Annotated in this window: 26 protein-coding genes and 1 pseudogene; 19 read left to right on the top strand and 8 right to left on the bottom strand. The window is 70.9% G+C overall.

Features of this window, described 5'->3' with window-relative positions; genetic code table 11:
* Window positions 1–5: 5 nt before the first annotated feature.
* Window positions 6–1,337 carry a CapA family protein gene (locus QUE44_RS05695; protein WP_286216367.1) on the bottom strand — a complete coding sequence of 444 codons (1,332 nt, stop codon included), beginning with the start codon at window positions 1,335–1,337 and terminating at the stop codon, window positions 6–8.
* 84 nt (window positions 1,338–1,421) lie between these two features.
* Between QUE44_RS05695 and pgsA the strand changes: the two genes are divergently transcribed.
* From pgsA to miaA, 10 genes are all read left to right on the top strand, one after another.
* Complete coding sequence (gene pgsA / locus QUE44_RS05690) at window positions 1,422–1,991, top strand: CDP-diacylglycerol--glycerol-3-phosphate 3-phosphatidyltransferase (protein ID WP_286216366.1); 570 nt, start codon at window positions 1,422–1,424, stop codon at window positions 1,989–1,991.
* Complete coding sequence (locus QUE44_RS05685; RefSeq protein WP_286216365.1) at window positions 1,978–2,460, top strand: CinA family protein; 483 nt, start codon at window positions 1,978–1,980, stop codon at window positions 2,458–2,460. The genes pgsA and QUE44_RS05685 overlap by 14 nt, the downstream gene beginning before the upstream one ends.
* An 89-nt stretch (window positions 2,461–2,549) precedes the next feature.
* Window positions 2,550–2,861, top strand: a complete 312-nt coding sequence (locus tag QUE44_RS05680; RefSeq protein ID WP_286216364.1) for a helix-turn-helix domain-containing protein — start codon at window positions 2,550–2,552, stop codon at window positions 2,859–2,861.
* 4 nt (window positions 2,862–2,865) lie between these two features.
* Window positions 2,866–3,102 carry a DUF3046 domain-containing protein gene (locus QUE44_RS05675; protein ID WP_286216362.1) on the top strand — a complete coding sequence of 79 codons (237 nt, stop codon included), beginning with the start codon at window positions 2,866–2,868 and terminating at the stop codon, window positions 3,100–3,102.
* A gap of 273 nt (window positions 3,103–3,375) precedes the next feature.
* Window positions 3,376–4,476, top strand: coding sequence for a recombinase RecA (gene recA / locus QUE44_RS05670; protein ID WP_286216359.1), 1,101 nt, complete (start codon window positions 3,376–3,378; stop codon window positions 4,474–4,476).
* Between the two features lie 293 nt (window positions 4,477–4,769).
* Window positions 4,770–5,108, top strand: a complete 339-nt coding sequence (locus QUE44_RS05665) for a regulatory protein RecX (RefSeq protein ID WP_433997185.1) — start codon at window positions 4,770–4,772, stop codon at window positions 5,106–5,108.
* Window positions 5,109–5,141: 33 nt separating this feature from the next.
* Complete coding sequence (locus QUE44_RS05660) at window positions 5,142–6,143, top strand: Rnase Y domain-containing protein (protein ID WP_286216357.1); 1,002 nt, start codon at window positions 5,142–5,144, stop codon at window positions 6,141–6,143.
* Entirely contained in the window at window positions 6,109–6,600 is a 492-nt protein-coding gene (locus tag QUE44_RS05655) for an HD domain-containing protein (RefSeq protein ID WP_286216356.1), read from the top strand. The genes QUE44_RS05660 and QUE44_RS05655 overlap by 35 nt, the downstream gene beginning before the upstream one ends.
* Before the next feature lie 2 nt (window positions 6,601–6,602).
* The gene (miaB, locus tag QUE44_RS05650; RefSeq protein ID WP_286216355.1) at window positions 6,603–8,108 is read left to right on the top strand and encodes a tRNA (N6-isopentenyl adenosine(37)-C2)-methylthiotransferase MiaB; all 1,506 of its coding nucleotides are present in this window, start codon (window positions 6,603–6,605) and stop codon (window positions 8,106–8,108) included.
* Complete coding sequence (miaA, locus tag QUE44_RS14020) at window positions 8,105–9,934, top strand: tRNA (adenosine(37)-N6)-dimethylallyltransferase MiaA (RefSeq protein WP_350226908.1); 1,830 nt, start codon at window positions 8,105–8,107, stop codon at window positions 9,932–9,934. The genes miaB and miaA overlap by 4 nt, the downstream gene beginning before the upstream one ends.
* Here the strand turns inward: miaA and QUE44_RS05635 are convergent.
* Window positions 9,921–10,523 (bottom strand): class I SAM-dependent methyltransferase, encoded by a 603-nt coding sequence (locus QUE44_RS05635; RefSeq protein ID WP_286216353.1) that lies wholly within the window; start codon window positions 10,521–10,523, stop codon window positions 9,921–9,923. The two genes, miaA and QUE44_RS05635, sit on opposite strands and share 14 nt — an antisense overlap.
* A 136-nt stretch (window positions 10,524–10,659) precedes the next feature.
* Here QUE44_RS05635 and hflX point away from each other — a divergent pair, with 136 nt between their 5' ends.
* Genes hflX through QUE44_RS05625 form a run of 3 tightly spaced genes read left to right on the top strand, consistent with a single transcriptional unit; the run spans window position 10,660 to window position 14,107 of the window.
* Window positions 10,660–12,162, top strand: a complete 1,503-nt coding sequence (gene hflX / locus QUE44_RS05630) for a GTPase HflX (protein WP_286216352.1) — start codon at window positions 10,660–10,662, stop codon at window positions 12,160–12,162.
* Complete coding sequence (locus QUE44_RS14015) at window positions 12,159–12,695, top strand: DEAD/DEAH box helicase (RefSeq protein ID WP_350226907.1); 537 nt, start codon at window positions 12,159–12,161, stop codon at window positions 12,693–12,695. Before hflX ends, QUE44_RS14015 begins: the two co-directional genes overlap by 4 nt.
* Entirely contained in the window at window positions 12,587–14,107 is a 1,521-nt protein-coding gene (locus QUE44_RS05625) for an ATP-dependent DNA helicase (protein ID WP_350226906.1), read from the top strand. The genes QUE44_RS14015 and QUE44_RS05625 overlap by 109 nt, the downstream gene beginning before the upstream one ends.
* Window positions 14,108–14,124: 17 nt before the next feature.
* Here QUE44_RS05625 and lexA read toward each other — a convergent pair whose 3' ends face one another.
* Window positions 14,125–14,877 carry a transcriptional repressor LexA gene (gene lexA / locus QUE44_RS05620; protein WP_286216350.1) on the bottom strand — a complete coding sequence of 251 codons (753 nt, stop codon included), beginning with the start codon at window positions 14,875–14,877 and terminating at the stop codon, window positions 14,125–14,127.
* Between the two features lie 177 nt (window positions 14,878–15,054).
* Between lexA and QUE44_RS05615 the strand changes: the two genes are divergently transcribed.
* Together QUE44_RS05615 and nrdR are read left to right on the top strand one after the other, a co-directional pair.
* Window positions 15,055–15,396, top strand: coding sequence for a LysM peptidoglycan-binding domain-containing protein (locus tag QUE44_RS05615; RefSeq protein WP_286216349.1), 342 nt, complete (start codon window positions 15,055–15,057; stop codon window positions 15,394–15,396).
* A gap of 102 nt (window positions 15,397–15,498) precedes the next feature.
* Window positions 15,499–15,957 (top strand): transcriptional regulator NrdR, encoded by a 459-nt coding sequence (gene nrdR, locus QUE44_RS05610; protein WP_286216690.1) that lies wholly within the window; start codon window positions 15,499–15,501, stop codon window positions 15,955–15,957.
* Here the strand turns inward: nrdR and QUE44_RS05605 are convergent.
* A complete protein-coding gene (locus QUE44_RS05605; RefSeq protein WP_286216347.1) occupies window positions 15,879–17,447 on the bottom strand; it encodes a DEAD/DEAH box helicase in 1,569 nt (522 codons plus the stop codon). The two genes, nrdR and QUE44_RS05605, sit on opposite strands and share 79 nt — an antisense overlap.
* A 2-nt stretch (window positions 17,448–17,449) precedes the next feature.
* Complete coding sequence (gene serA / locus QUE44_RS05600; RefSeq protein WP_350226905.1) at window positions 17,450–18,664, bottom strand: phosphoglycerate dehydrogenase; 1,215 nt, start codon at window positions 18,662–18,664, stop codon at window positions 17,450–17,452.
* 76 nt (window positions 18,665–18,740) lie between these two features.
* On the opposite strand from serA, the gene QUE44_RS05595 reads away from it, so the two are divergent.
* Window positions 18,741–19,550 carry a matrixin family metalloprotease gene (locus tag QUE44_RS05595; protein WP_286216345.1) on the top strand — a complete coding sequence of 270 codons (810 nt, stop codon included), beginning with the start codon at window positions 18,741–18,743 and terminating at the stop codon, window positions 19,548–19,550.
* 31 nt (window positions 19,551–19,581) lie between these two features.
* On the opposite strand, the gene QUE44_RS14485 is transcribed toward QUE44_RS05595, so the two are convergent.
* Window positions 19,582–20,160 (bottom strand): hypothetical protein, encoded by a 579-nt coding sequence (locus QUE44_RS14485; protein ID WP_491375254.1) that lies wholly within the window; start codon window positions 20,158–20,160, stop codon window positions 19,582–19,584.
* A 1,209-nt stretch (window positions 20,161–21,369) separates the two neighbouring features.
* Window positions 21,370–21,770: pseudogene (locus tag QUE44_RS14480) on the bottom strand (AAA family ATPase); the annotation flags it as partial.
* Between the two features lie 155 nt (window positions 21,771–21,925).
* On the opposite strand from QUE44_RS14480, the gene QUE44_RS05585 reads away from it, so the two are divergent.
* Both QUE44_RS05585 and QUE44_RS05580 read left to right on the top strand, forming a co-directional pair.
* Window positions 21,926–22,846 carry a PAC2 family protein gene (locus tag QUE44_RS05585; RefSeq protein WP_286216343.1) on the top strand — a complete coding sequence of 307 codons (921 nt, stop codon included), beginning with the start codon at window positions 21,926–21,928 and terminating at the stop codon, window positions 22,844–22,846.
* Between the two features lie 142 nt (window positions 22,847–22,988).
* Window positions 22,989–23,192: a cold-shock protein gene (locus QUE44_RS05580; RefSeq protein WP_286216342.1), complete on the top strand. Its 204-nt coding sequence runs from the start codon at window positions 22,989–22,991 to the stop codon at window positions 23,190–23,192.
* 83 nt (window positions 23,193–23,275) lie between these two features.
* Here the strand turns inward: QUE44_RS05580 and QUE44_RS05575 are convergent, their stop codons facing one another.
* Entirely contained in the window at window positions 23,276–24,055 is a 780-nt protein-coding gene (locus QUE44_RS05575; protein WP_286216341.1) for a spermidine synthase, read from the bottom strand.
* Between the two features lie 83 nt (window positions 24,056–24,138).
* On the opposite strand from QUE44_RS05575, the gene QUE44_RS05570 reads away from it, so the two are divergent.
* Complete coding sequence (locus tag QUE44_RS05570) at window positions 24,139–24,513, top strand: SCO2097 family morphological protein (protein ID WP_286216340.1); 375 nt, start codon at window positions 24,139–24,141, stop codon at window positions 24,511–24,513.
* The last annotated feature ends 66 nt before the right edge of the window (window positions 24,514–24,579 follow it).

Here is a 24,579-nt window from a genome sequence, read left to right as displayed (position 1 = left end):
CGCCGTCAGGACGCGGCAATCGCCAGCCGTGGGTACATCTGGTCCGCGAGCCGTGTCGCGGGTTCCGTCCGCTCCGGCGCCGCGGATCCGGCCGCCGCGCCCACGCGGCCGCGTCGGTCGGCCACCTCCGCCGCGCCAAGCGACCCCGCGCCGTCCGCGATCTCCGCGAGGGCGTGCATCCTGTGTCCGTCGCCCGTGTCTACCGTGATCGCGGTCCATTCGGCGCCCACGGCGACCCGGCCATCGGCCCCCACCGTGAATGTGGCCGTGAGCAGCAGGCCGTTCGATGTCTCGGCTACGCAACAGCGTGAGTCCTGGTTCGACAGGAAGTTCCCGAGCCCGAATGCGGTCCACATGCCCTCGCCTGCGGGACCACCGTCGAGCAACTCGATGGGCTGCGGGACGTGCGCGTGGTGGCCGACATAGAGGTCGACGGCACCGGATTCCGCGATCCGCTCGGCGAGCGCGCGCTGGGCGTCGGTGGGCTCGGTGCGGTACTCGACACAGCAGTGCACGGAGGCCACGACCACGTCGGCTCCGTCGGCGCGCGCCCGCTCCGCCGCCTCGATGATCGGCGTCGCGTCGGAGGCCTCGGCGTCGAAGAGATTGACCTCCCACGGATTCGTCACGGGCATGCCGTTGGTGCCGTAGCTGAACGAGACATGGGCGACACGCACCGTGCGGTCGCCCGCGCGCACGGAGTACAGGCTGGTCCGCGTGGCCTCGTCCGCGCTGCGGGCCGTCCCGGTGTGCTGAAGCCGGTTGGCGTCGAGCACGTCGAGCGTCGACTCGACGCCGGAGGGTCCCTTGTCGACGCTGTGGTTGGAGGCGGTCGAGCAGCCGTCCCAGCCCACCTCCTTGAGGTCGCGCGCAAGCTCGGCGGGGGCGGCGAAGATCGGATAGCCCGAGGGTTCGGTGCCTTCCGGGGCGATCGGCACCTCAAGGTGGCACAGCGCGAGGTCGGCGCCCTCGATGTACGGGCGCACCCCGGACATCAGTGCCGTGTAGTCGTAGCCCCCATCGACGCGCGCGGACGCATTCACCGGCGTGTGGGTGAGGACGTCGCCTCCCGCCACCAGGGTGAAGGAGACGGGCTCGGGCTCGGCTGGAGTGGGGGACGGGCTCGCGGTCGGTTCGGCCGTAACGGCCGGTGAGGGTGCGGCGGAGTCGGGGGACGATGCCGCAGGGGGCTCGGCGGCGGCCGTCTGAGAGGTCGACAGCTGGCCGGCGCCGGCCACCCCGAGCGCGATCCCTGCCGCCGCCGCCAAGAGCGCGGCGCCGGCGACGGAGAGTGTCGTCGCGCGGGGACGGGCGTGGCCGGGAGGGCGGGTGGGCATGTCCCCAGTATCGCGCGTCGCCGATGCGCGCCGGCGCACCGCGGCGGGCGCGGCAGGGGCGCCCGCGCGCATTAGGGTGAGGGCGTGACCTCCGCCGTGCCCAACGCGCTCACCGTCGCGCGCCTTGTCGCCGTCCCGGTGTTCGTCGTGCTGCTCGCCGCCGACGGGGGAGACGAGGGCGCCCTGCGATGGTGGGCGGTCGCGGTGTTCATGGTGGCCGCGGCCACCGACTATCTCGACGGGTACCTGGCGCGGCGATGGGGCGTCGTGAGCGCGTTCGGCAAGCTCGCCGATCCGATCGCGGACAAGGCCTTGGTGCTGGGCGCACTCGCAATGCTGGTCGCAATCGACTCCGTGCCGTGGTGGCCCGTGGTGATCATCGCGGTGCGCGAGCTGTGGGTCACCGTGGGACGTCTCGTGGTGGCGGGGAACACGGTGATCGCCGCGTCGCGGGGAGGCAAGGCCAAGACGACGCTGCAGCTTCTCGCGATCTGGCTGTACCTCTTGCCCGGCACTCCCGCCTGGGTAGACATCGCCGCCTGGTGGGCGCTGCTCGCGGCCACGGCCCTCGCGCTCGTCACGGGGGTCGACTACACGGTGAAGATCGTGCGCGCGGCACGCATGGAGCGGGCGGGCGGCCGTGCCGCGGCCTGACGAGATTGTGCGCGCGCTGCTCGCGCAGCACGCGACGGTCGCGACCGCGGAGTCGCTCACGGGCGGCGCGGTGTGTGCCGCGCTCATCGGGGCGCCGGGAGCCTCGGCGGCCATACGCGGCGGCATCGTCGCCTACACGCCGGCCATGAAGGCGGCGTTGCTCGGTGTCGATCCCGACCTCATCGCGACGGCAGGCATCGTTTCCGCGGAGGTCGCCACGGCCATGGCGCGCGGGGCGCGCGACGCCACCGGGGCATCGTTCGCGGTCGCCACCACCGGTGCGGCCGGGCCGGAGCCCCACGACGGCGCGCCGCCCGGGCGCGTGTGGATTGCCGTCGAGGGGCCGCGGGGCGTGCACACGCTCCGGCTCGACATCGACGGCGACCGCGCGGCCGTGCGCACCGCCTCCGTCGCGGGCGCGCTCGACCTGCTCGACGCCGCCCTCCGCGGCTCCGTGACGCAGCCGTAACCTTGAGTTCTCAGACGCGGAACAAGCGTGGGGTATGGTGCGTTGTGTCAGACATGGACAAGGGCCGCACGATGATGAGGGGAGGCCGCATGCCTGTGCTCCGCAACGAGATCGGCGAAGTGCTTCGCGACGCGCGCCTCACGCAGGGCCGCACGTTGCGCGATATTTCGTCGGGAGCCCGCGTGTCGCTGGGCTACCTGTCGGAGGTCGAGCGCGGACAGAAGGAAGCATCCTCCGAGTTGCTCGCGTCGATCTGCGAGGCCCTCGACATGCCGATGTCGAGCATCCTCCGCGAGGTGTCGGACCGCTTCGCCGCCGCCGAGTCCCTCGAGTCGGTGCCCGTGATGCCGTCTATCCCCGACACCGTTCCCGAGCTGCTGAGCTCGATGCGCACCCGCTAGAGGCGTGCGCCTCAGCGAATTCTGGGGGTTGGCCGACGCGGTCTTTGGTGAGGCCTATTCGCGCACGCTCGCGCGCGAGCTTGCTCTGACCGGTCTCGACTCCCTCACGCCGGTGCAGGCCCTTGAGGCGGGGCGGGCGCCCCGCGACGTGTGGCACGCGTGGTGCGAACAGATGAGCGTCCCGCTCGCCGAGCGCGACGGGGGCGACGCGCGCCGCAACGTCCCGCCTCCCCGGCGCTGACGTTCCACTCCGGCGCTGACTTGTGCCCCGCCGCTGACTTGTGCCCCGCCGCTGACCTGTGCGCCGCCGCTGGCCGGCGCACTGTGTCGACGCGGCGTGTCGACGCGGCGTGTCGCGCGCGTTCGAACACGCGTTCGATTACTGTGGTCCCCAGGACGTCACGCGGCAGCGGCCATCCCCGGCCCACGCCTCGCCAGGCCTCGATGTCGGAGGGTCGGCGTAGCGTCGTTCAGGACAGACGGCAGCGATGCCACCGATCGAAAGGCAAGCGACATGGCACAAGCAGCGGACCGTTCCAAGGCACTCGAGGCGGCACTCGGACAGATCGACCGCCAGTTCGGCAAGGGTTCCGCGATGCGGATGGGCGAGAAGACGGTCGTCCCCGTCGAGGCGATCCCGACCAGTTCGCTCGCGCTCGACATCGCCCTGGGCATCGGCGGACTGCCGCGCGGGCGCATCGTCGAGATCTACGGTCCGGAGTCCTCAGGTAAGACCACCGTGGCGCTCCACGCGGTTGCGAACATGCAGAAGGCGGGCGGCACCGCGGCCTTCATCGACGCGGAGCACGCCCTCGACCCCGAGTACGCCCGCAAGTTGGGCGTCGACATCGACAACCTCATCGTGTCCCAGCCGGACACGGGTGAGCAGGCGCTCGAGATCGCGGACATCCTGGTGCGCTCGGGAGGCATCGACATCCTCGTCATCGACTCCGTCGCGGCGCTCGTACCCAAGGCGGAGATCGAGGGCGAGATGGGCGACAGCCACGTGGGCCTCCAGGCGCGCCTCATGTCGCAGGCGCTGCGCAAGATCACGGGTGCGCTCAACACCACGGGCACGACCGCGATCTTCATCAACCAGCTGCGCGAGAAGATCGGCGTCTTCTTCGGCAGCCCCGAGACCACCACGGGAGGCAAGGCACTCAAGTTCTACGCCTCGGTGCGTCTCGACGTGCGCCGCATCGAGACCCTCAAGGAGGGCACGGAGCCCGTCGGCAACCGGACCCGCGTCAAGGTCGTGAAGAACAAGATGGCCCCGCCGTTCAAGCAGGCGGAGTTCGACATCCTGTACGGCCACGGCATCTCGCGCGAGGGCGGCATCATCGACCTTGGCGTCGAGCACGGCTTCGTGAAGAAGTCCGGCGCGTGGTACACGTACGAGGGCGATCAGCTGGGTCAGGGCAAGGAGAACGCCCGCAACTTCCTCAAGGACAACCCGCAGCTGGCCGACGAGATCGAGCACAAGGTCAAGGTCAAGCTGGGCGTCGGACTCGCCGCAATCGCGGAGGCGGCCGAGGCCGCGGAGGCCGCCGCCAAGGCGGAGGCAGCCTCAAGCGCTCCTGTCGCGGCGGGCAAGAAGGCCAAGACCGACTTCTAGTCCATGGTTGACAGCACGCGGCCTCGCGGCGGGCGGCGCACCGGTAGCCCGGGGCGTCGCTCGCGCACGCGCGCCGTCGGGGCCGCGAGGGAGGACGCGACGCGCGGAGCGTCCACTCCCGACGCTGCCGCACCTGACGTCGCCAGTCCTGAGGAACTCGCCGAGCGCGCACGCGAGATCGCCCTGAGGCTCCTCACGCACTCGGCACGCTCCGCTGCCCAGTTGAGGAGGGCCTCGTCACGCGCGGCGTCGATCCCGATCTCGCCGACGTCATTGTCGCGCGCTACCTCGAGGTGGGCCTGCTCGACGACACCGAGCTGGCCTCGACGATCGTGCGCACCCGCCACGCGGAGCGTGGGCAGGCGCGCCGCGCGATCCGACAGGAACTGGCGCGCAAGGGCTTCGAGGATGACGACATCGAGACCGCGTTGGGCCAGGTCGACGACGACGACGAGCGGAAGCGCGCGCACGCGCTCGCGCGCAAGCGGTGGGATCAGCTTGCGCAGCATCCGGTCGAGGTTCGCACGCGGCGGGTCGTCGCGATGCTGGGTCGCAAGGGCTACCCCAGTTCCTTGGCCTTCGCACTCGTGAAAGACTTGCGCAATGCCGATAGTGAGGCAGGTGGGGCCTGACGGTCGCCCCCATGGCGAGCGAAGGAGCAGTGGGTGGACCAGTCGTTGATCATCCTCTTGTTGCTCGGTGCGAGCCTCATCGCCTTGCTACTCGTCGTCTTCGCTCGTCGCGAGGCGGAGGCCGAGCGCTCCGCGGCGCGTCGCGAGGCAGAGTCCATTCGCCAGGACATCCAGGTGCGGCTCGCCGAGGCGAAGCGCCGCGAGGAGCAGACCCTTCAGCGTGAGAAGGAGCTGTCGGCTGATCACCGCCACGCGCAGCAGTACGCACGCGGACTCGAGGAGCGCGCGGCGGTCGTCGTGCGCGACGAGAGGCGCGTTGCTGCGGACCGGGCACGTCTCGAGGACGAGCGTGAGCGCGCCCTCGCCGCCGTCGCGCGCACCACTCCCGAAGAGGCGCGTGCGGAGCTCGCCGAGTCCCTCATCGCGAAGGCACGGGCCGACGCCGAGGTCGAGCTGCGCCGCATCGAGCGCCGCACCCAGGCCGCGGCCGACGCGCGTGCGCGCGAGATCCTGGTCGAGGCCATGCAGCGACAGGCGGCTGCGACGTCCGCCGAGCACTCGACGCTGTGGATCAACCTCCCGAGTGAGGAGATGAAGGGACGCATCATCGGCCGCGAGGGGCGCAACATCCGCGCGTTCGAGGCCCTCACCGGCGTGAACCTGATTGTCGAGGAGGGGGTCAACGCCGTGCAGTTGTCGTGCTTTGATCCCGAGCGCCGCGAGCTCGCCGAGGTGACGTTGGCCGCCTTGGTCGTGGACGGCCGGATTCAGCCGCAACGCGTCGAGGCGGCCTACGCGCGCGCGGTGGCCGGCGCGTCGCAGCGTCACCGGGCGGCTGGGCTCGACGCGCTGTCGGAGTCGGGGGTGTCGGGCGTCGCCTCCGAGATCGTGGACGTCCTCGGTCGCCTGCGGCTGCGGACCTCGTATGGGCAGAACGTGCTCGCCCACCTCGTGGAGACGTCACAGGTGGCGGCGGACATCGCGGCGGTGCTCGGAGCGGATGTCGAGGTCGCTCGGAGGAGCGCTGCTCCATGACCTCGGCAAGGCGTTCACGCACGAGCAGTCGGGCACCCATGCCGCGCTGGGGGCACGCTTCGCCGCGGAACACGGCGAGGATGGCGCGGTGGTCAACGCGATCGCTGCCCACCACGATGAGGTCGCGCCGGAATCCCTCGAGGCCGTGATCGTTCAGGTCGCCGACGCGATCTCCGCGGCGCGACCGGGCGCACGGCGCGAGGACCTCGACGCGTACGTCACGCGCATGGAGCACCTTGAGCGACTCGTCCTCAACCACCACGGCGTCACGCGCGTGCTTGCCATGGCCGCGGGACGCGAGGTCAGGGTGATCGTGGAGCCCGACGAGATCGACGACGCGGGCACGCACGCGTTGGCGCGTACAATTGCCGAGCACATCAGCACGGACTTCACGTTCCCCGGAGAGATCAAGGTGACCGTCATTCGCGAGCTTCGCGCGGACGCCGTCGCCGGATAGACATGACTGACACCACCCTCGCACCCACGTACCTCGTCAGGACGCTGGGATGCCAGATGAACGTCCACGACTCGGAGCATATGGCGGGACTGCTCGAGGGCGCGGGCTATCGTGCCGCGCCCGCGGGGGCCGACGTCGCGGACGTCGTCGTCATCAACACGTGCGCCGTGCGCGAGAACGCCGCCAACAAGCTCTACGGCAACCTCGGCCAGCTCGCCTCCGTCAAGGCCGAGCGTCCCGGCATGCAGATCGCCGTGGGCGGGTGCCTCGCGCAGAAGGACCGTGGGGACATCGTCGCCCGGGCGCCGTATGTGGATGTCGTGTTCGGCACCCACAACATCGACGTGCTGCCCGTGTTGCTCGAGCGGGCGCGCCACAACGCCGCCGCCCAGGTCGAGATCGAGGAGTCCCTCAAGGTGTTCCCGTCGACGCTGCCGTCGCGGCGCGACGCGATCGCGTCGGGCTGGGTGTCGATCTCGGTGGGCTGCAACAACACCTGCACGTTCTGCATCGTGCCGTCCCTGCGGGGCAAGGAGAGGGACCGACGCCCGGGCGAGATCCTCGCCGAGGTCGAGGCCCTGGTGTCCCAGGGCACCGTCGAGGTCACCCTGCTGGGCCAGAACGTCAACTCGTACGGTGTGGAGTTCGGCGACCGCGGCGCCTTCGCGAAGCTGCTGCGGGCGTGCGGGGCGATCGACGGGCTCGAGCGCGTGCGCTTCACGTCGCCGCATCCGGCGGCGTTCACGGACGACGTCATCGCGGCGATGGCCGAGACCCCGACCGTGATGCCCAGCCTGCACATGCCGTTGCAGTCTGGCTCGGATCGCATCCTGCGCGCGATGCGGCGCTCCTACCGCTCCGAGAAGTTCCTGGGGATCATCGAGCGCGTGCGCGCCGCGATGCCCGATGCGGCCCTGACGACCGACATCATCGTGGGCTTTCCCGGCGAGACCGAGGAGGACTTTGCCGAGACGCTGCGGGTGGTCGAGGCCGCCCGCTTCACGTCCGCGTTCACGTTCCAGTACTCCCCGCGACCGGGCACGCCTGCCTACGACCTCGAGCCGCTGCCCAAGGCCGTGGTCCAGGAGCGCTTCGAGCGCCTCCTCGCGCTGCAGGAGCGGATCACGCTCGAGGACTCGCTCGCGATGGTGGGACGCACGGTCGAGCTGCTCGTGCTCGACTCCGCCGGCCGCAAGGACCAGGGATCCGCGCGCCTGAGTGGCCGCGAGCCGGGCAACAGGCTCGTGCACTTCTCCGTGCCGGAGGGCGAGGCGGCGCCGCGCCCGGGTGACATGGTCACGGTCGCGGTGACGCACGGCGCTCCGCACCACCTGCTGGCCGATTCGGCGCTCGAGGGCGGTCCGTACGCGGTGCGCCGCACCCGCGCGGGAGACGCGTGGGAGTCGGCGCAGGGCGGAGAGCACGACCACGGCGGCGACTCGTGCGGCACCGGGAGCGCCCCGGCGGGCCCCGTCGGTCTCGGCATGCCCGCGCTGCGGCGCGCGTGAGCCCGTCCGCCGGCCCGGCGATCATCGCGATCGTCGGCGCCACCGCGACGGGCAAGTCCGCCGTGAGCCTCGACCTCGCGGAACGCCTCGACGCGGAGATCGTCAACGCCGACTCGATGCAGTTCTATCGCGGCATGGACATCGGCACCGCGAAGCTCGCGCCGGGGGACAGGCGCGGCATCCCACATCATCAGCTCGACACCATCGACGTCCACGAGGACGCCTCGGTCGCGCGGTTCCAGGACGGCGCGAGGGCCGATATCGCGGCGATCCACGAGCGAGGGCGTCGTGCGATCGTCGTGGGCGGATCGGGGCTGTACCTGCGCGCGCTGCTGGACCGCTTCGAGTTCCCCGGGACCGATCCCGACCTGCGCGCGCGCCTCGAGCTCCGCGCACAGACCGAGGGGCCGGGGATCCTTCACCGCGAGCTCGCCGCGCTCGACGCCGAGGCGGCCGCGCGGATTCCCGCTGCGAATGTCAAGCGGCTGGTGCGAGCGCTCGAGATCATCGAGCTGACGGGATCGACGCGCAGCGTCCTTCCACGCCACGAGTACCACGCTCCGGCCGTGACGATCGCGCTCGAGCTCCCGTACGACGCCCTCGATCCGCGCATCGACGACCGCGTGGAGACGATGTGGGAGAGCGGACTGGTCGACGAGGTTCGCCGCCTGGACCGTGCCGGCCTGCGGGACGGGGTGACGGCACGGCGTGCGGTGGGCTACGCGGAGACCTTGCGTCACCTCGACGGCGAGATCGACGCGGCGCAGACGCGCGCGCTCATCGCCCAGCACACGCGGCGGCTGGCCCGCAAGCAGCACCAGTGGTTCCGCCCCGACCCGCGTGTGCGCTGGATCGACGCCCCCGGGATCGCGGCGACGTCGCGCGCGCGGCGACCCAGGCATCGGCCGTGGTGGAGCAGGCCGATGCCGCCCTCGCCGGCCCCTGACTACTCTGGGGGCATGATGATCGCCTTCACCAAGGGTCACGGCACGGAGAACGACTTCGTCCTGATCCACGACCCCGCGGGAAGCCTCGACCTCACGCCCGCGCTCGTGCGCTTCCTGTGCGATAGGCGCGCAGGGATCGGCGCGGACGGCGTGATACGTGCGGTGCGCGCCGGGGCGGTGGCCGCGGGCGAGGGCGTGGACCCCGACATGTGGTTCATGGACTACTGGAACGCCGACGGCACCACGTCGGAGATGTGCGGCAACGGCGCGCGCGTGTTCGCGGCCTTCCTCGAGAGCGAGGCGGGCGTGGACCTTGCGGAGGGGCTCGACTTCGCGACCAGGGGTGGACCGCGCGCGGTGCGCGCACTCGGCGACGGGCGCTACGCGGTCGGCATGGGCGTGTACCGCGTGGGCGACGCGTCGGCCGGCTTCGACTCCGAGGTGGCCGCGCGCGGGATGGACCCCGTGCGGCCCGCGCTCTCGGTCGACATGGGCAATCCGCATCATGTGGTCGCGCTGGGGTCGCTCGAGGAGCTTGAGGCGCTCGACCTCACGGTCGCTCCGCAGGTGCATCCCGTTCCCGAGCACGGGTCGAACGTCGAGTTCGCCGTCGCCCTCGGCTTCGACGATGCTGGCGCGGAGACCCGCGGCAGGGTGAGGATGAGGGTGCACGAGCGCGGCTCGGGCGAGACCCGGTCCTGCGGGACGGGCGCCTGTGCCGTCGCGCTCGCGATGAGGACGTGGGCCGGTCAGGGTGCGCCCGACGTGTGGGACGTCGAGGTCCCCGGCGGGATGGTCACGGTGCGCATCACGGGGGCGACGACGATCCTCGAGGGTCCCGCGGTGCTGGTCGCACAGGGCGCCGTCAGCGTGCCGTGACGCGCACCACCCTGAAGCCCTTGGCGCTGGCCGCGCGGTCGACCTCTCCCCATCCCTGGGCGGCGATCCAGGTCGCGAGCGAGTCCGCGCCCAGGTTGCGCTGTACCACGAGATAGGCCACGCCGCCGGGGGCAAGCCGCGGCAGCCACGTAGCGAGGAGCGCGTGGAGCGCGTCCTTACCGATGCGGATCGGTGGATTCGACCAGATCGTGTCGAACCGGGTGTCCGGGTCGACACGATCCGCGGTCACCGCGTCGATCGGTGCGAGGCGGTGCGCCGCGCGTACGCGGTCCGCGTTGCGACGCGTGAGGTCGAGCGCACGCTCGTTGACGTCGACGGCCGTGACCCGCGACGCGCCGCGCAGCGCGGCCTCGATTGCGATCGGTCCCCAGCCGCATCCGAGATCGAGCACGTGACCCGTCGGGTCGGGCACGCTGCGTAGCAACACCTGGGTGCCCAGGTCGAGGTGGCCGGCCGAGAACGTGCCCGCGGCGGTCTCAAGCTCGAGGTCGAGGCCGGCGAGGCGGACCGTCACCCGTCGTCGCTCGTCCGCGGACGCGGGCTGGGCGCTGAAGTAGTGGTCGCTCACGGCCCCGAGCGTACCGCCGGGCGCGTGTCCCCTTCGTGTCTGTCGCTCGCGGCGCCGGTGCCCCGTGCGGCCGCGTGGGTCCGGCATCGTCCCCAGGCGCCCCGCGGTGTCTCAGGGGGTGCGACAATGGTCACGTATGAGTGAATCAGTGAGAGAAGACGGCGACCACCTCGAGGATCACCGCGCCGATGCCGTGATCGACCGGGTCTTGTCGCGCGCGGGCACCGCCGTGGCAGAGGGCGGCACGCTCGCGACGGATTACGACGGCGACCAGTTCGATCGCGAGGAGCGCGCGGCCCTACGCCGCGTCGCGAACCTGTCGACCGAGCTCGAGGACATCACCGAGGTCGAGTACAGGCAGTTGCGCCTCGAGCGCGTGGTGCTCGTGGGCCAGTGGTCGCACGGCACCGCCGAGGACGCCGAAATCTCGATGCGCGAGCTTGCCGCGCTCGCGGAGACCGCCGGATCCGAGGTGCTCGACGGCGTGCTCCAGCGCCGCCCCCACCCCGACCCGGCCACCTACATCGGCAAGGGCAAGGCGCACGAGGTGCGCGACATCGTGGCGGCGGTGGGCGCGGACACCGTGATCGTCAATGACGACCTCGCCCCGAGCCAGCGTCGCGCGCTCGAGGACGTGGTCAAGGTCAAGGTGATCGACCGCACGGCGCTCATCCTCGACATTTTCGCTCAGCACGCCAAGTCCAAGGAGGGCAAGGCGCAGGTCGAGCTCGCGCAGCTCGAGTACCTCCTGCCGCGACTGCGCGGCTGGGGCGAGTCGATGTCGCGCCAGGCCGGCGGCCAGGTGGGCGGAGCGGGCGCTGGCATGGGTTCGCGCGGACCGGGTGAGACCAAGATCGAGCTCGATCGTCGGCGCATCCACACGCGCATGGCGCAGTTGCGCCGCGAGATCAAGGCGATGGAACCCGCGCGCGCCGTGCGTCGCGAGAAGCGGCTGGGACTGCCCAACGTCGCGATCGTGGGATACACGAACGCGGGCAAGTCCTCGATCCTCAACCGCATCACCGGCGCGGGTGTGCTGGTCGAGAACGCGCTGTTCGCGACCCTCGACCCCACGGTGCGTCGCTCGCAGACGCCAGACGGGCGCGAGTTCACGGTGTCCGACACGGTCGGGTTCGTGCGCGATCTGCCTCACCAGCTGGTCGCCGCGTTCGCCTCGACGCTCGAGGAGGTCGCGCATGCCGACCTCATGCTGCACGTGGTCGACGCCTCGCATCCCGATCCGGAGGGTCAGATTCGCGCGGTGCGCGAGGTCCTCGCTGACGTGCCGGGCGCCGCCGAGGTGGCCGAGGTGCTGGTGCTCAACAAGGCGGACATCGCCGATCCCGAGACGCTCATGCGGCTGCGCGGCAGGCGCGAGACCACGATCGAGGTGTCGGCGCTCACGGGCGAGGGCATCGAGGAGCTGCTCGAGCTCATTGGCCGCGAGTTGCCGCGTCCATCGGTGGCGGTCGACCTCGTGGTGCCCTACACGCGCGGTGACCTCGTGAGTGAGGTGCACCGTCACGGCGAGGTGATCGACCAGGCCCACGTGCCCGAGGGCACGCATCTCACGGCGCTCGTGGATCCCGGGCTCGCGGCCCGTCTTGAGGACGCCGCGGTACCGTCCGACGCGCTGTGACCGCCTCGGGCACCGTGGCCGATGCCGAGGGGACGTCTGGGGCGGACACGGACGCGTTGCTCGCGCGCGCCGTGGGGGCGATCGGCGGTCACCCGCGCGAGGGACAGGTCGCGATGGCGCACGCGGTCGCCGATGCCCTGGCCGCGTCCGAGCATGCGCTGGTTCAGGCGGGCACGGGAACGGGCAAGTCCCTGGGCTACCTGGTGCCCGCCGTGGCTCATGCGGTGCGCACCGGCGGCCGCGTGATCGTGTCGACGGCGACCCTGGCCTTGCAGCGTCAGATCTTCACGAAGGACCTGCCGCTCGTCGCCGCCGCGCTCGAGCCCGTGCTCGGTGAGCCGGTGCGCATCGCGCTGTTCAAGGGCCGGGCGAACTACCTGTGCGTCCACAAGATGGGGGCGGCTACCCCGAGCCAGACGATGACATGCTGCCGCTCGGCCCTACGAGCGAACTGGGCCGCGAGGTCGTGCGCCTCAACGAGTGGGCCGACACGACCGACACGGGCGATCGCGACGACCTCGTGCCCGGTGTGAGTGGCCGTGCGTGGTCGCAGGTGTCCGTGAGCGGACGCGAGTGCCTCGAGTCCAAGTGTCCCGCGGTCGCGGAGTGCTTCTCTCAGCGCGCGAGGGACACGGCGGCCCACGCGCACGTCGTGGTCACCAACCACGCCGTGCTGGGCGTGCAGGCGACAAGTCACGACATGCTGGGTGAGCATGCGGTGCTCATCGTCGACGAGGCTCACGAGCTCGTCCAGCGCATCACCTCCTCGGCGACCCACGAGCTCACCGTGGCTGCCGTCGACCGCGCGGCGCGTGCCGTGCGCCGCTGTGGAGTCGTGACCGAGGACCTGGATCGGGCCGCACGGCACCTCGACGGCGCGCTGGGGGACTGCGAAGCCGGCCGTCTCCGCCAAGGGCTGCCCGAGCCGCTCGCGGTGGCCGTGGAGGAGGTGCGCGCCGCCGCGCGCCGCTGCGTGAGCGAGGTGCAGAAGCACGCCGAGCAGGCGGGGGCCGCGGGCAAGGTGGCCAGCGCGGCGTTGTCCGAGGTCGTGGACGTGTGCGGGGAGCTCCAGGGAGAGCACGGTCGCTACGTGGTGTGGCTCGCCCCGCGTGACGGCGACTACGACTCGCGCCTCGCCGAGAGGATCGTCGCGGCGCCGCTCGATGTCGCGGGGCTCATTCGGACCAAGCTGCTCGACGAGAAGGCCTCCGTCATGACCTCGGCGACACTCGCGCTCGGCGGCGACTTCACGGCGATCTCGCGCCACCTCGGCGTCGACTCGCCCGCGACCCTCGACGCGGGCAGCCCGTTCGACTACCCGCGGCAGGGCATCCTGTACGTCGCGCGTCACCTTCCCAAGCCGGGCATGGGGGGAATCGGCCCCGAGGCGCTCGACGAGCTCGCGGCCCTGATCGAGGCCGCGGGCGGCCGCACCCTGGGGCTGTTCTCGTCCCACCGCGCGGCGCAGGCGGCGGCGGAGGCGATGCGCGAGCGCCTCGACGTGCCGATCCTCTATCAGCTCGACGACCAACTCCCGACCCTGGTCAAGCGCTTCGCGGAGGACGAGGCGACGTGCCTGTTCGGATCGACGTCGCTGTGGCAGGGCATCGACGTGCCTGGTCGCACCGCGAGCCTGGTCGTGATCGACCGCATCCCGTTCCCGCGGCCCGACGAGCCGATCTCGCAGGCGCGCACCGAGGCCGTCGCCGCGGCGGGAGGCAACGGCTTCATGGCGGTCTCGGCCACGCACGCGGCGCTGCTCCTCGCTCAGGGCGCGGGCAGGCTCATTCGCTCGACCAGTGACCGCGGCGTGGTCGCCGTGTTGGATCCCCGACTCGCGACGGCAGGGTACGGCGGCTTCCTGCGCCGCTCGATGCCCGACCTGTGGCCCACCACGGATCGCGACACCGCGCTGGGCGCGTTGCGCAGGCTCGCCGAGTCCTAGCGGGAGGTCGCGGGCTACTACACGCGCCTCAGCACCGAGACCACCTTGCCCATGATGCTGGCGTGGGTGCCGTCGATCGGGGTGTACGCGGGGTTGTGCGGCATGAGCCACACCCGGCCGTCGCGGTGGCGGAAGGTCTTCACGGTCGCCTCGTCGTCGAGCAGCGCCGCGACGATGTCGCCGTTCTCGGCATCGTTCTGGCGGCGCACCACGACCCAGTCGCCGTCGCAGATCGCCGCATCGATCATCGAGTCGCCGGACACCTGCAACATGAAGAGCTCGCCGTCACCGGTGAGTCGACGCGGCAGCGTGAACGTGTCCTCGACCGCCTGATCCGCGAGGATCGGCCCGCCCGCCGCGATGCGGCCGACGAGCGGGACCCGCGTCGAGTCGTCGTCCGCCGGCGCGAGCGGCGTGGCGCTCGCCATGGCGGAGCCCTCGTCGTCCTGCGGCAGGGCCTCGGGGGTCGCCGCGGGCTCGCCGGGGAGCACGACCTCGATCGCGCGGGGACGATGCGGGTCTCGCCTCAGCACCCCCTTGGCCTCGAGGGCCGTGAGCTGGTGCTTGACCGATGAGGTCGACGTGAGACCCACGGCCTCGCCGATCTCTCGCATCGATGGGGGATAGCCCCGGTCGAGAACCGTGGCGCGAATGAAGTCGACCACCGCGCGCTGGCGGGTCGTGAGACCCGTCTCGGGGTCACGCAGCTCGTGGATCGTCGCGCCCTCCGGGGCGGTCGAGCCGAGTCGGCCCGCCTCGTCGTGTGCCATAAGCGCCTCCCGCGATCGTCGCTGTCAGACCCTGGTGGTCCTCTTGTCTCACGACGTTAGGGCAAGCCGAGCGTCAAATCAAACATATGTTCGAGCGAGTCTTGCCAGTGTCGGCCGGGACTGCTAGAACTAGAACATACGTTCGATAGAACATACGTTCGAACGAAGGAGGCACTGATGAGCATCTACGCACCGCAGAACCCGGTGGCCAAGGCCAGGCGCGCCCGCACCGGACGCTTCCTTGCCGTCGTTTCGCTCCTGATCGGCGCGGCGGTCATCGGCCCGCAGGCCTTCGCCTCCGACGGCACGGGTGGGCACGGTGGTGGAGCGGGCGGCTCCGAGGCGGCGGTGGACTCCTACACGGTCGGGTCGGGGGAGACCCTGTGGTCGATCGCCGCGGCCCGTACCCCCGCCGGGCACGATGTCCGCGACACGCTGACCGAGATCCAGCATCTCAACGCGATGTCCTCGACCGCGGTGGACGCGGGCGAGCAGATCTTCCTGCCCGTCGCTGGCTGACCGGAGTCCCGACCCTCACTCGCCGGGCGTCCGTGCCATCGCTGACACGGCGAGAGACGGGGGCGGTTCATGACACACGCGCTCTCGTGGCAGAGTGTCCACATGCACTGCCCGTTCTGTAGGAACGCCGATTCCCGCGTGGTCGACTCGCGCACTGCCGATGATGGCTCGTCGATTCGCCGGCGCCGCGAGTGCCCGGCATGCGGCAAGCGCTTCACGACCGTCGAGACGGCCAGCCTCGCGGTGGTCAAGCGAAACGGTGTGACCGAGCCCTTTAGCCGGGACAAGATCGTCTCGGGGGTGCGGAAGGCCTGCCAGGGTCGCCCCGTGAGCGACGATGACCTCGCGGTGTTGGCGCAGAAGGTCGAGGAGGCGATTCGCGCCAACGGCCAGGCCGAGATCAACGCCCTCGACATCGGTCTCGCGATCCTGCCCCCGCTGCGCGAGCTCGACGAGATCGCGTACCTGCGCTTCGCCAGCGTCTACCAGGCCTTCGACACCCTCGAGGACTTCGAGTCCGCGATTGCTCGCCTCCGCGAAGAGGACGCGCGAGGCGAGTAGTCGCGCATTGCGGTTCGGAAGAAACCCTGTCGGGTCCCCGCCGCGTTAGCGGTCGTCGTCGCGCCATCCGCGAGTCGAACGGGGCGGAGCGCCTCGACCCTCGGGTCGCGCGGGACGCCCCGCTCCACCCGAGCGACCGGAACCACCCGAGCGACCGGAACTGCCGCCGCGCCCCGAACCTCCCGAACGCCCGGAACCACCGGAGCGGCCCGCACCGCCCGCACCCCCGAGCGGCCGGGACGGTCGTAGCGCCCTCGTCGCTCGGTGCGCTGCGGCCGGGGCTCCTCGACGGGAACTCCCGAGGGGGCGCGCGCCCCGGTGAGGCCGTCGACGAGCGCGAGCGACTCGGCATCGTCTCCGCGCACCTTGCGGAACATCACGTCGACCCCCGCGCGTTCGAGCATGCGGTCGGTCGTGCGGCGCTGGTGGGGCAGCACGAGCGTGACCACGAGGCCCTCGTCGCCCGCGCGCGCCGTGCGGCCGGAGCGGTGCGTGTAGTCCTTGGGATCGGTCGGCGGGTCCAGCTGGAGGACCAGGTCGACATGATCGACGTGGATGCCGCGCGCCGCGACATCGGTCGCGACCAAGACGGGCACGTCGCCCGCACGGAAGGCCGCGATCGCATGATTGCGCTCGACCTGCGAGCGGTCGCCGTGAAGCGCGACCGCCAGCACGCCCTCGGCGCGCATGTCCTGCGCGATGCGCTCGGTCGCGAGCTTGGTACGCACGAAGACGATCGTGCGCCCCTCGCGGGCGGCGATGCGCGTCGCGATCCGGTACTTGAGGTGCGGCGGCACGTTGAGACCCACGTGGCGCATCGATGCGTGCGCGGGTTCCCCACCGGTGACGTCGTGCAGCACGGGGTCGTTCATGTAGGTCGACACGAGGCGGTCCACGTCGCCGTCGAGCGTCGCCGAGAACAACAGCCGCTGACCGCCGCGCGGCACGCGCGCCAGGATCTGCGTGATCTCGTCCATGAAGCCCATGTCCGCCATGTGGTCGGCCTCGTCGATGATGACCAGCTCGGTCCTACTGAGATCCGCGTGTTTTCTGCGCACGAGGTCCGCGAGCCGCCCCGGCGTCGCGATCACCAGGTGAACGCCACGGTCCAGCGCCTGAACCTGCTTGGACATCGACAGCCCGCCGGCCACGAGCTTGAGGGACACGTGCATCGCGTGCGCGTAGGGCTCGAGCGCATCGGACACCTGCATGCCCAGTTCCCTCGTGGGCACGAGCACCACGGCGCGGGGGCGTCGGGGCGTCGGACGTTCGCCGTCCGCGAGCCTGACGATCGCGGGCAGCCCGAAGCCGAGCGTCTTTCCCGATCCCGTGCGGGCCTTGCCCAGCACGTCTCGCCCGGCCAGGGCATCGGCGATGGTGGCCGCCTGAATCGGAAACGCACGCTCGATGCCGTGGCGGCGCAGCGCGTCCACCATGGCGCCCGGCAGCCCGAGGTCCGCGAACGATGCCGCGGCGGGGGAGTCGGGCACGTCTATGAGAGCACCCGCAGGCGGACCGTGCCTGGCATGCTCGACAGTGCCGCGACGGCGTCGTCGTCAATGCCCGCGGCGACGTCCGTCACCACGTAGCCCAGCTCTCCGCGCGTGCCCAGCAGCTGCGCGTCGATGTTGACATTGTGGGCGGCGAAGACCTGGTTGACCGCGGCCAGCACGCCGGGGATGTTCTCGTGAAGGTGAGCCACGCGGTGCGAGCCCTGGACCTGGTCGAGGGACAGGTTGGGCAGGTTGACGCTCAGCGAGGTCGACGCGTGGAACACGTAGTCGCGCAGGCGGGTCGCGACAAAGATGCCGATGTCGCGCTGGGCCTCCTCGGTCGATCCGCCGATGTGCGGGGTGAGGATGACATTGGGCATGTTCTGCAGCGGCGAGGAGAAGGGGTCGCCCGTCTTCTTGGGCTCGTCGGGGAAGACGTCGACGGCCGCGCCGCCGATGCTGCCGTTTTCGAGGCCCGCCTTGAGCGCCTCGAGGTCGACGATGAAGCCACGCGAAAGGTTGAGGAACAGCGCGCCCTGCTTCATGGCCGCGAACTGCTCGCGCCCGAAGAAGCCGGAGTTGCCGCTCCGTCCGTCCACGTGCAGGGTGACGATGTCCGCCTGCGCGAGCAGCGCCTCGAGGCTGGACATGCGCGTAGCGTTGCCGAGCGCGAGCTTCTCCGCGCTGTCGTAGAAGATCACGTTCATGCCGAGCGCCTCGGCGATCACGGACAGCTGCGAGCCGATGTTGCCGTAGCCGACGATTCCGAGCGTACGGCCGCGGATCTCGTGGGCGCCGGCGGCCGACTTCGACCACACGCCGTTGTGCAGGTTGCGGTTGTGGTCGGGCAGGCGGCGCGTCAGCGAGATCATCTCGGACACCGCCATCTCGACCACGGACCGGGTGTTGGAGAAGGGCGCGTTGAAGGCCGCGATGCCGCGCCGCGCGGCGGCGGCGAGGTCGATCTGGTTGGTGCCGATCGAGAAGGCGCCCACCGCGATGAGGTCGGGACACGCCGCCATGACGCGCTCGGTGAGCTGAGTCTTCGAGCGGATGCCCAGCAGCTGGACGCCCTGGAGCTCGGCAATCAGCTCGTCTTCATCCATGGCTCCGACGTGGTTCTCGACGGCGATGCCGGCGGCCTCGAGGATCTGGGTGGCCTGGGGGCGAGGTTCTCTAGTAGCAGTGCGCGCACGGGCGCTATCGTCTCGCACTTCCCGTTCTTCTCCAACTCCGCCCGCGCGGTCAGGGGTGACGTCCGTGCCGGTGGAGCCATGGCAGAGTGTCGCCATGAAATCGCTGGCCAGAATCCTCGGGATCGCCGCGGTGGCCGCGATGCTGCTTGCCGCGGGCGCCTGGTGGCGCGGCGTGACGTGGTCGGACGTCGAACACTGGGGCACGCCGCGCAACGTGATCGATGCCGAGGGCGTGACGGTGCGCATCCCGGTGGCGAGCGGGCCCGCGGAACGGATCCTTCCGCAGGTGGCGCCCACGACCACGGGCGAGCACGCGTTTCTGTTTCCGAGTGGCGGCGAGGGAGGTGGGCCGGTGCGCTACGACCCGTGCCGCCCGCTCGCCTATGTGCTCTCGCCCTCGCTCATGCCCGAGGGCTTCGAGCCGCTCATCCATGAGGCCGTCGCTCAGGTGTCCGCGGCCACGGGCCTGTCCTTCGCGTACGAGGGACGCACCGACGAGCCGGTGAGCTTCGATCGCGCACCCATCCAGGAGCGGTACGGCGAGCGCTTCGCGCCGATCGTCGTGGGCTTCCAGAACGAGGGTCAGAACCCGGACCTGGCGGGCACCGTCACGGGCCTCGGGGGATCGAGTGCGGTGCCCGGTGCCTATGGGGACGCGCGCTTCCTGCGCGCGGGCGTGGTGGTGCTCGACGACGAGGACATGCAGCGGCTCTTGTCCGAGCCTGGGGGCACGGACCTTGCGCGCGCGGTCGTGGCACACGAGCTCGCCCACGTCGTCGGGCTCGCCCACGTGGTCGACACGAGCGAGCTCATGCACGAGTCCAACCTGCGGCTCACGGACTGGGGCCCGGGCGATCTCGAGGGTCTTGCGCTCGCGGGCGCCGGGGGATGCGAGCGGACGTGACCGCGGGACGCGGTCCGCGAGGAATCGGCCGCTAGACCACCAGGCCCTCGGGAAGCGGACGTGCGTGCACGATGTCGAGGCGCTTCGTCGGGCGCGTGAGGGCCACGTAGAGATCGCCCGGGCGGGCCGCGATCTCGGCGGGCTCGACCACCACGGCGACATCGAACTCGAGGCCCTTCGACTCGCGAGCGGTGCACACCTCGACCTCGGTGCCTGACAGCCGCGCACGCAGCGCACTCAGGTGCCGCTCGTGGGCGATCACGGCCACCAGGCCGCCCTCGGCGCCCGCGAACGACGCGGCGTGCCGCCGCGCCACCGCCGCCGCGGTCTCGACGGGATCGTCCGTACGGGTCGCGCACGTGGCATCGGCGATCTCGCGTGCCGCCCTGAGGTCGCTCACCGGCAGTCGCGCCGCGCGCGCGTAGGACTGTGCGGCATCGGCGACCGCGGCCGGAATACGGTAGGAGATGGTGAGCTCGCGCAGTTCCCACGACGTCTGGAACAGCGGATCCATCGTCTCGGGCCACCACCGCGTCCCGGCGACCGAGGTGTTCTGCGCCACGTCGCCCACGATCGTGAACGACCTGGTCGGGCAGCGCCGCAGCAGCATCCTCCACGCCATGGGGCTGAGTTCCTGCGCCTCGTCCACCACGATGTGCCCATAGGTCCACGTGCGATCGCGGGACGCGCGCTCGGCGACGGAGAGGCGCGTGGTGCCGCCCTTCATGCGTGACGCGAGCGTCTCGGCGTCGACCTTGATCATGCTCTGCGCGCCGAACGTGTCGAGCACGTCCTTCGCGTACTGGATCTCCTCGGCCGAGGGTTCGTCCGAGCGGCGGGCGCGCCCGCCGGGCATCTCGCCGAGCAGCTCCGCTGCCTCGTCGAGTAGCGGCACGTCGGCCTCCGTGAACGGGGCGTGAGGCGGCCGCAACAGCAGGTCGCGCTCGTCGGGGGACAGGCGCGCGGCAGCGTAGTCAAGCAGGTGGGGCTTCGAGAAGAGATCGCGCAGCAGCTGCTCTGCGGTCACGGGCAGCCAGCACAGGTTGATCGCGATGCGCACGTTCTTGTCGTCGCGCACGTCCCGCTCGAGCTCGTGACGGTCCTCGTCGGAGTAGACCTCGAGTTGCTCGACGAGCTGACGGGTGAGACGCGAGATCATCTCCTTGGCAAACACCGCGCGCGCCTCGTTGTGGGGACGACCATCGCGCCGCGCCTTGGCCTGCGCGTCCTTGATGTCGGACCGGCGAATCTCGACCGTGCGGCCGTCGATCCGGATCTCGCGATCGGCCCGCGGGACGCGCTGGCGCTCGCGGACGGCCGCCTTGATCACGTCCGCCATCACCGTGCGGCCCTTGATCTCGGCCGACTCGTCCGGCTCGATCGCCGAGGCCTCGACGCCGGGAATGAGCCCCGCGAGGGTCGTCGACACCGCTCCCGTCTCGCCCAGCGAGGGCAGCACGTGGTCGATGTATCGGAGGAAGGTGCGCGACGGCCCGATGAGCAGCACGCCGCGCGACTCGAGCTGTTCGCGGTGGTGGTAGAGCAGGAACGCGGCGCGGTGGAGCGCCACGGCCGTCTTTCCTGAACCCGGCCCGCCCTGGACGACCAGGGCCCCCGACATGGGCGCGCGGATGACGGCATCCTGCTCCGCCTGGATGGTCGCGACGATGTCGCCCATGCGTCCCGTGCGCCGCGCGCCCAGGGCGGCGAGCAGTGCGCCCTCGCCCGCGAGAGCGGAATCGGCGCCCATCTCGCGCAGCGCGTCGACGTCGAGGACGTCGTCCTCGACCGCGACCACGCGCCGCCCTTGGGTGGTGAGGTGGCGTCGGTTGACCACGTCGCCCGGATTGGCCGCCGTCGCGGAGTAGAACGCGCGGGCGGCAGGGGCGCGCCAGTCCGTGAGGAGGGGGCGTGTTCCGCATCGGACAGGCCGATGCGCCCCACGTAGAAGCGCTCGCCGTCACGTAGGTCGAGGCGGCCGAAGCACAGCCTGTCCTCGACCGCGTCGAGTTGCGCGATGCGGTCCTCGTACAGGGTTGCGAAGGCGTCGCGCTCGGACCGGTTCTGCGGCGAACCCGACGGCCCCTCCCTGCGGATCGCCGCGAGGCGCCCGCTGGCCTCGTCGCGTAGCGCGTCGACGCGCGCGTAGAGCACGTCGACCACCTCTTGCTCGGCCGCAAGCCCGCTGCGCTCCGCCGTGAGTCCCCGCTCCTGTGCCATCGGCATACCCTCCGCCCGCCCTGCGTTGACCGGAACAGGACAGTCCCCCATTATCGCGCGCCGCAAGGGTGCTCGGTAGCACCGGTTGCCCGGGGGTTTCGCGGACGGCGAGATTGCCACTCGCCGACGCGGCGCGAATGGAAGGATGGAGAATCATGGACAGACCGTTGCTCAGTTGGGAACCCGAGGGCGTGCAGGCATGGGCCGATGCCGCACCGGAGCAGGCGGTGCTCGTGCACTCCCTGCGCGGATTCGTGGATGCGGGGCGCGCGGGCGCCCTGGTGGCCCAGCATCTCCTCGACATGGGCGAGCCGGTCCGCGTCGCCACGTTCGACATCGACCAGCTGCTCGACTACCGCTCGCGCCGTCCGGAGATGACGTTCTCCGTCAACCAGTGGACGTCGTATGACGAGCCCCACCTCGCGCTCGACCTGGTGCGTGACGCGGCGGAGTCGCCGTACCTCCTGCTCCACGGCTTCGAGCCCGACATCCTGTGGGAGCGCTACATCGCGGCGGTGCGGGGAATCGTCGATCGCCTGGGCGTGTCGCTCACGCTGGGATCGCACGGGATCCCGATGGCGGTGCCGCACACGCGCGAGCTCACCGCCACGATCCACGGCACGGACCAGAACCTGTTGCCCGACCTGCCGTCGATGTTCGGCACGGTGACGGTCCCGGCATCGGCCCAGAACCTGCTCGAGTACAGGTTTGGCCAGTGGGGGCTGCCTGCCGTCAACGTGGCCGTGCACGTGCCGCAATATCTCGCACAGTCGTCGTACCCCCAGGCGGCGCAGCGCGCCCTCGAGGGACTCGAGGACCTGTCGGGCCTCGATCTGGACCCCGGCGCGCTCGATGCGGCCGCCGAGCGCGCGACCGACGAAATCGAGCGCCAGCTCTCCGACAGCGAGGACGTCCAGGCGCTGGTCAGCGCGCTCGAGAACCAGTACGACGCGTTCCACGACGCGCGCGGACAGGGCCTTCCGCTCGAGGGCGGACTGCCCTCCGCAGACGAGATTGCGGCCGAATTTGAGAAATTCCTTGCTCAAGAACGGCGCGATCCCCCTACGAGCGGCTGAAATCTGCCACACTGGACCCGGTTGCAGATACGTAGTGTGCAAGAACCTGACTTCACGGCTGGGAACGCGGCATTGCGGCGACGAGGTGGGACACGGTGTTCCGCCTTCCCGTCCAGGGCGCAGAAGTGAAGGAAATACAGGCATGGCGCAGGGTTCTGTGAAGTGGTTCAACGCTGAGAAGGGCTATGGGTTCATCGCCCAGGACGGCGGCGGCGCCGACGTCTTCGTCCACTACTCGGCGATCGAGACGGATGGTTACCGCTCCCTCGAGGAGGCGCAGCGCGTCGAGTTCGACGTGACCTCCGGTCCGAAGGGTCCGCAGGCGGAGAACGTCCGCCCGCTCTGATTCTCGTGACAAGGCCGTCGTCCCGTGAGGGGCGGCGGCCTTCGTCATGTCCGGGCGGGTGAGGGCACGATGCCCCAGCCCGCCTAGCCCCGCCAGTCGCCGCTCACGCCGGTGGGCAGGGGCGCCGATGCGGCGTAACGCCGCAGCGCGGACTCGTCCAGTGAGCCCGCGCGCACCGCGGCGAGCACCACGTTCCCTCGCCTGCGCCGCTTGAGCACCGCATGCTCGGCCACCGCGAGGGTCGCACCGAAGGCCTCTATGGCGGCCGCCGCGTCCTCCTCGGCATCCCGCGCGCCGGGACGCGTCCCCACATTCGCGAGCACGAGCCCTCCCGGCCTCAGGACACGCGCCGCGTGCCTCCACCATGCGGCGTCCGTGAGGTGAGCGGGGGTGGAGTCTCCGGCGAAGGCATCGCGGATGATGAGGTCGACGCTCTCGTCGCGCCGCGACGCCAACACCTCCAGGCCGTCCTGCGCCCTGATCCGCAATCGCGGCGCGCGAGGCAGGTCCCACCAGGTGCGCACGAGTTCGGGCAGCGTCGCATCGACATCGACCGCGATGTGCCCGGAGTCGGGGAACCGGTGCGCGAGGTGGCGGGGGAGCGTACAGGCCGCGGCCCCCACGTGAAGAGCGAGCATGCGCGGCGGCGGGGACCACGCGTCGACGATGGCCGACATGTGGCGCATGTACTCGAATGCGAGAAACTCGGGATCGGGGTGCAGCGGTGAACTGGGAACTCCGTTGACCCACAGAGACGTTGTCCCATCAGGATCGTCGCGAAGTGACGCCACGCCAGTGGCGATGTCGAAGTCGACATCGCGGGGCACGTCGGGAGCGACGCGGTCGGTCCGCAGGCGAGGCATGAGCCTCACCCTAGACGCTGGTCTGGTACGACCGCCGCGTGGCGGATAGACTGGACCACACGGTGCACCGAAGGGAGGGCGCGATGCCGCTGTCGGAATACGAGCAGCGCGTGCTCGAGCAGTTGGAGAGGGACCTCGGCTCTGACCCTAAGCTCGGTTCCGCGATGGCGCGTGGCTCTCGCCCGCGCGGACTCTACGTGTGGGCCGGAATCGGTGTCGTGGCGGGTCTCGGGATCGTCGTCACCGGTGCGGTCACCCAGATGATGATCGTGGGCGTGGCCGGCTTCGCCGTGATGCTCGCTGCCGCCATGTGGGCCGTGCTCGCGCCCCGACCGTCCGCTTCGGCCCCCGCGGCCAAGGCCTCCGGCTCCGGAACGCATCGACGCAAGAGCGACAAGGGCTTCATGTCGCGCGTCGAGGAGCGCTTCGACAAGCGCAGGGAGCAGGGCGACCTCTAGGTGGGCGCCGAGCAGGGCGACCTCTAAGAGGGCATCGTGCAGGGCGACCTCTAGGTGGGCGCCGCG

Source organism: Demequina sediminis, assembly GCF_030296675.1.
Lineage (GTDB): Bacteria > Actinomycetota > Actinomycetes > Actinomycetales > Demequinaceae > Demequina > Demequina sediminis.
Note: the sequence above shows the minus strand (reverse complement) of the source record. Positions and strands in the feature narration are given on the sequence as shown.

Excerpts from the sequence above, each read along its gene's own strand:
- QUE44_RS05695 (WP_286216367.1), bottom strand. The coding sequence starts at position 1,337 with ATGCCCACCCGCCCTCCCGGCCACGCCCGTCCCCGCGCGACGACACTC.
- QUE44_RS05680 (WP_286216364.1), top strand. The coding sequence starts at position 2,550 with ATGCCTGTGCTCCGCAACGAGATCGGCGAAGTGCTTCGCGACGCGCGC.
- recA (WP_286216359.1), top strand. The coding sequence starts at position 3,376 with ATGGCACAAGCAGCGGACCGTTCCAAGGCACTCGAGGCGGCACTCGGA.
- QUE44_RS05655 (WP_286216356.1), top strand. The coding sequence starts at position 6,109 with ATGTCGAGGTCGCTCGGAGGAGCGCTGCTCCATGACCTCGGCAAGGCG.
- miaB (WP_286216355.1), top strand. The coding sequence starts at position 6,603 with ATGACTGACACCACCCTCGCACCCACGTACCTCGTCAGGACGCTGGGA.
- hflX (WP_286216352.1), top strand. The coding sequence starts at position 10,660 with ATGAGTGAATCAGTGAGAGAAGACGGCGACCACCTCGAGGATCACCGC.
- QUE44_RS05625 (WP_350226906.1), top strand. The coding sequence starts at position 12,587 with ATGCTGCCGCTCGGCCCTACGAGCGAACTGGGCCGCGAGGTCGTGCGC.
- lexA (WP_286216350.1), bottom strand. The coding sequence starts at position 14,877 with ATGGCACACGACGAGGCGGGCCGACTCGGCTCGACCGCCCCGGAGGGC.
- QUE44_RS05615 (WP_286216349.1), top strand. The coding sequence starts at position 15,055 with ATGAGCATCTACGCACCGCAGAACCCGGTGGCCAAGGCCAGGCGCGCC.
- nrdR (WP_286216690.1), top strand. The coding sequence starts at position 15,499 with ATGCACTGCCCGTTCTGTAGGAACGCCGATTCCCGCGTGGTCGACTCG.
- QUE44_RS05595 (WP_286216345.1), top strand. The coding sequence starts at position 18,741 with ATGAAATCGCTGGCCAGAATCCTCGGGATCGCCGCGGTGGCCGCGATG.
- QUE44_RS14485 (WP_491375254.1), bottom strand. The coding sequence starts at position 20,160 with ATGCTGCTGCGGCGCTGCCCGACCAGGTCGTTCACGATCGTGGGCGAC.
- QUE44_RS05585 (WP_286216343.1), top strand. The coding sequence starts at position 21,926 with ATGGACAGACCGTTGCTCAGTTGGGAACCCGAGGGCGTGCAGGCATGG.
- QUE44_RS05580 (WP_286216342.1), top strand. The coding sequence starts at position 22,989 with ATGGCGCAGGGTTCTGTGAAGTGGTTCAACGCTGAGAAGGGCTATGGG.
- QUE44_RS05575 (WP_286216341.1), bottom strand. The coding sequence starts at position 24,055 with ATGCCTCGCCTGCGGACCGACCGCGTCGCTCCCGACGTGCCCCGCGAT.
- QUE44_RS05570 (WP_286216340.1), top strand. The coding sequence starts at position 24,139 with ATGCCGCTGTCGGAATACGAGCAGCGCGTGCTCGAGCAGTTGGAGAGG.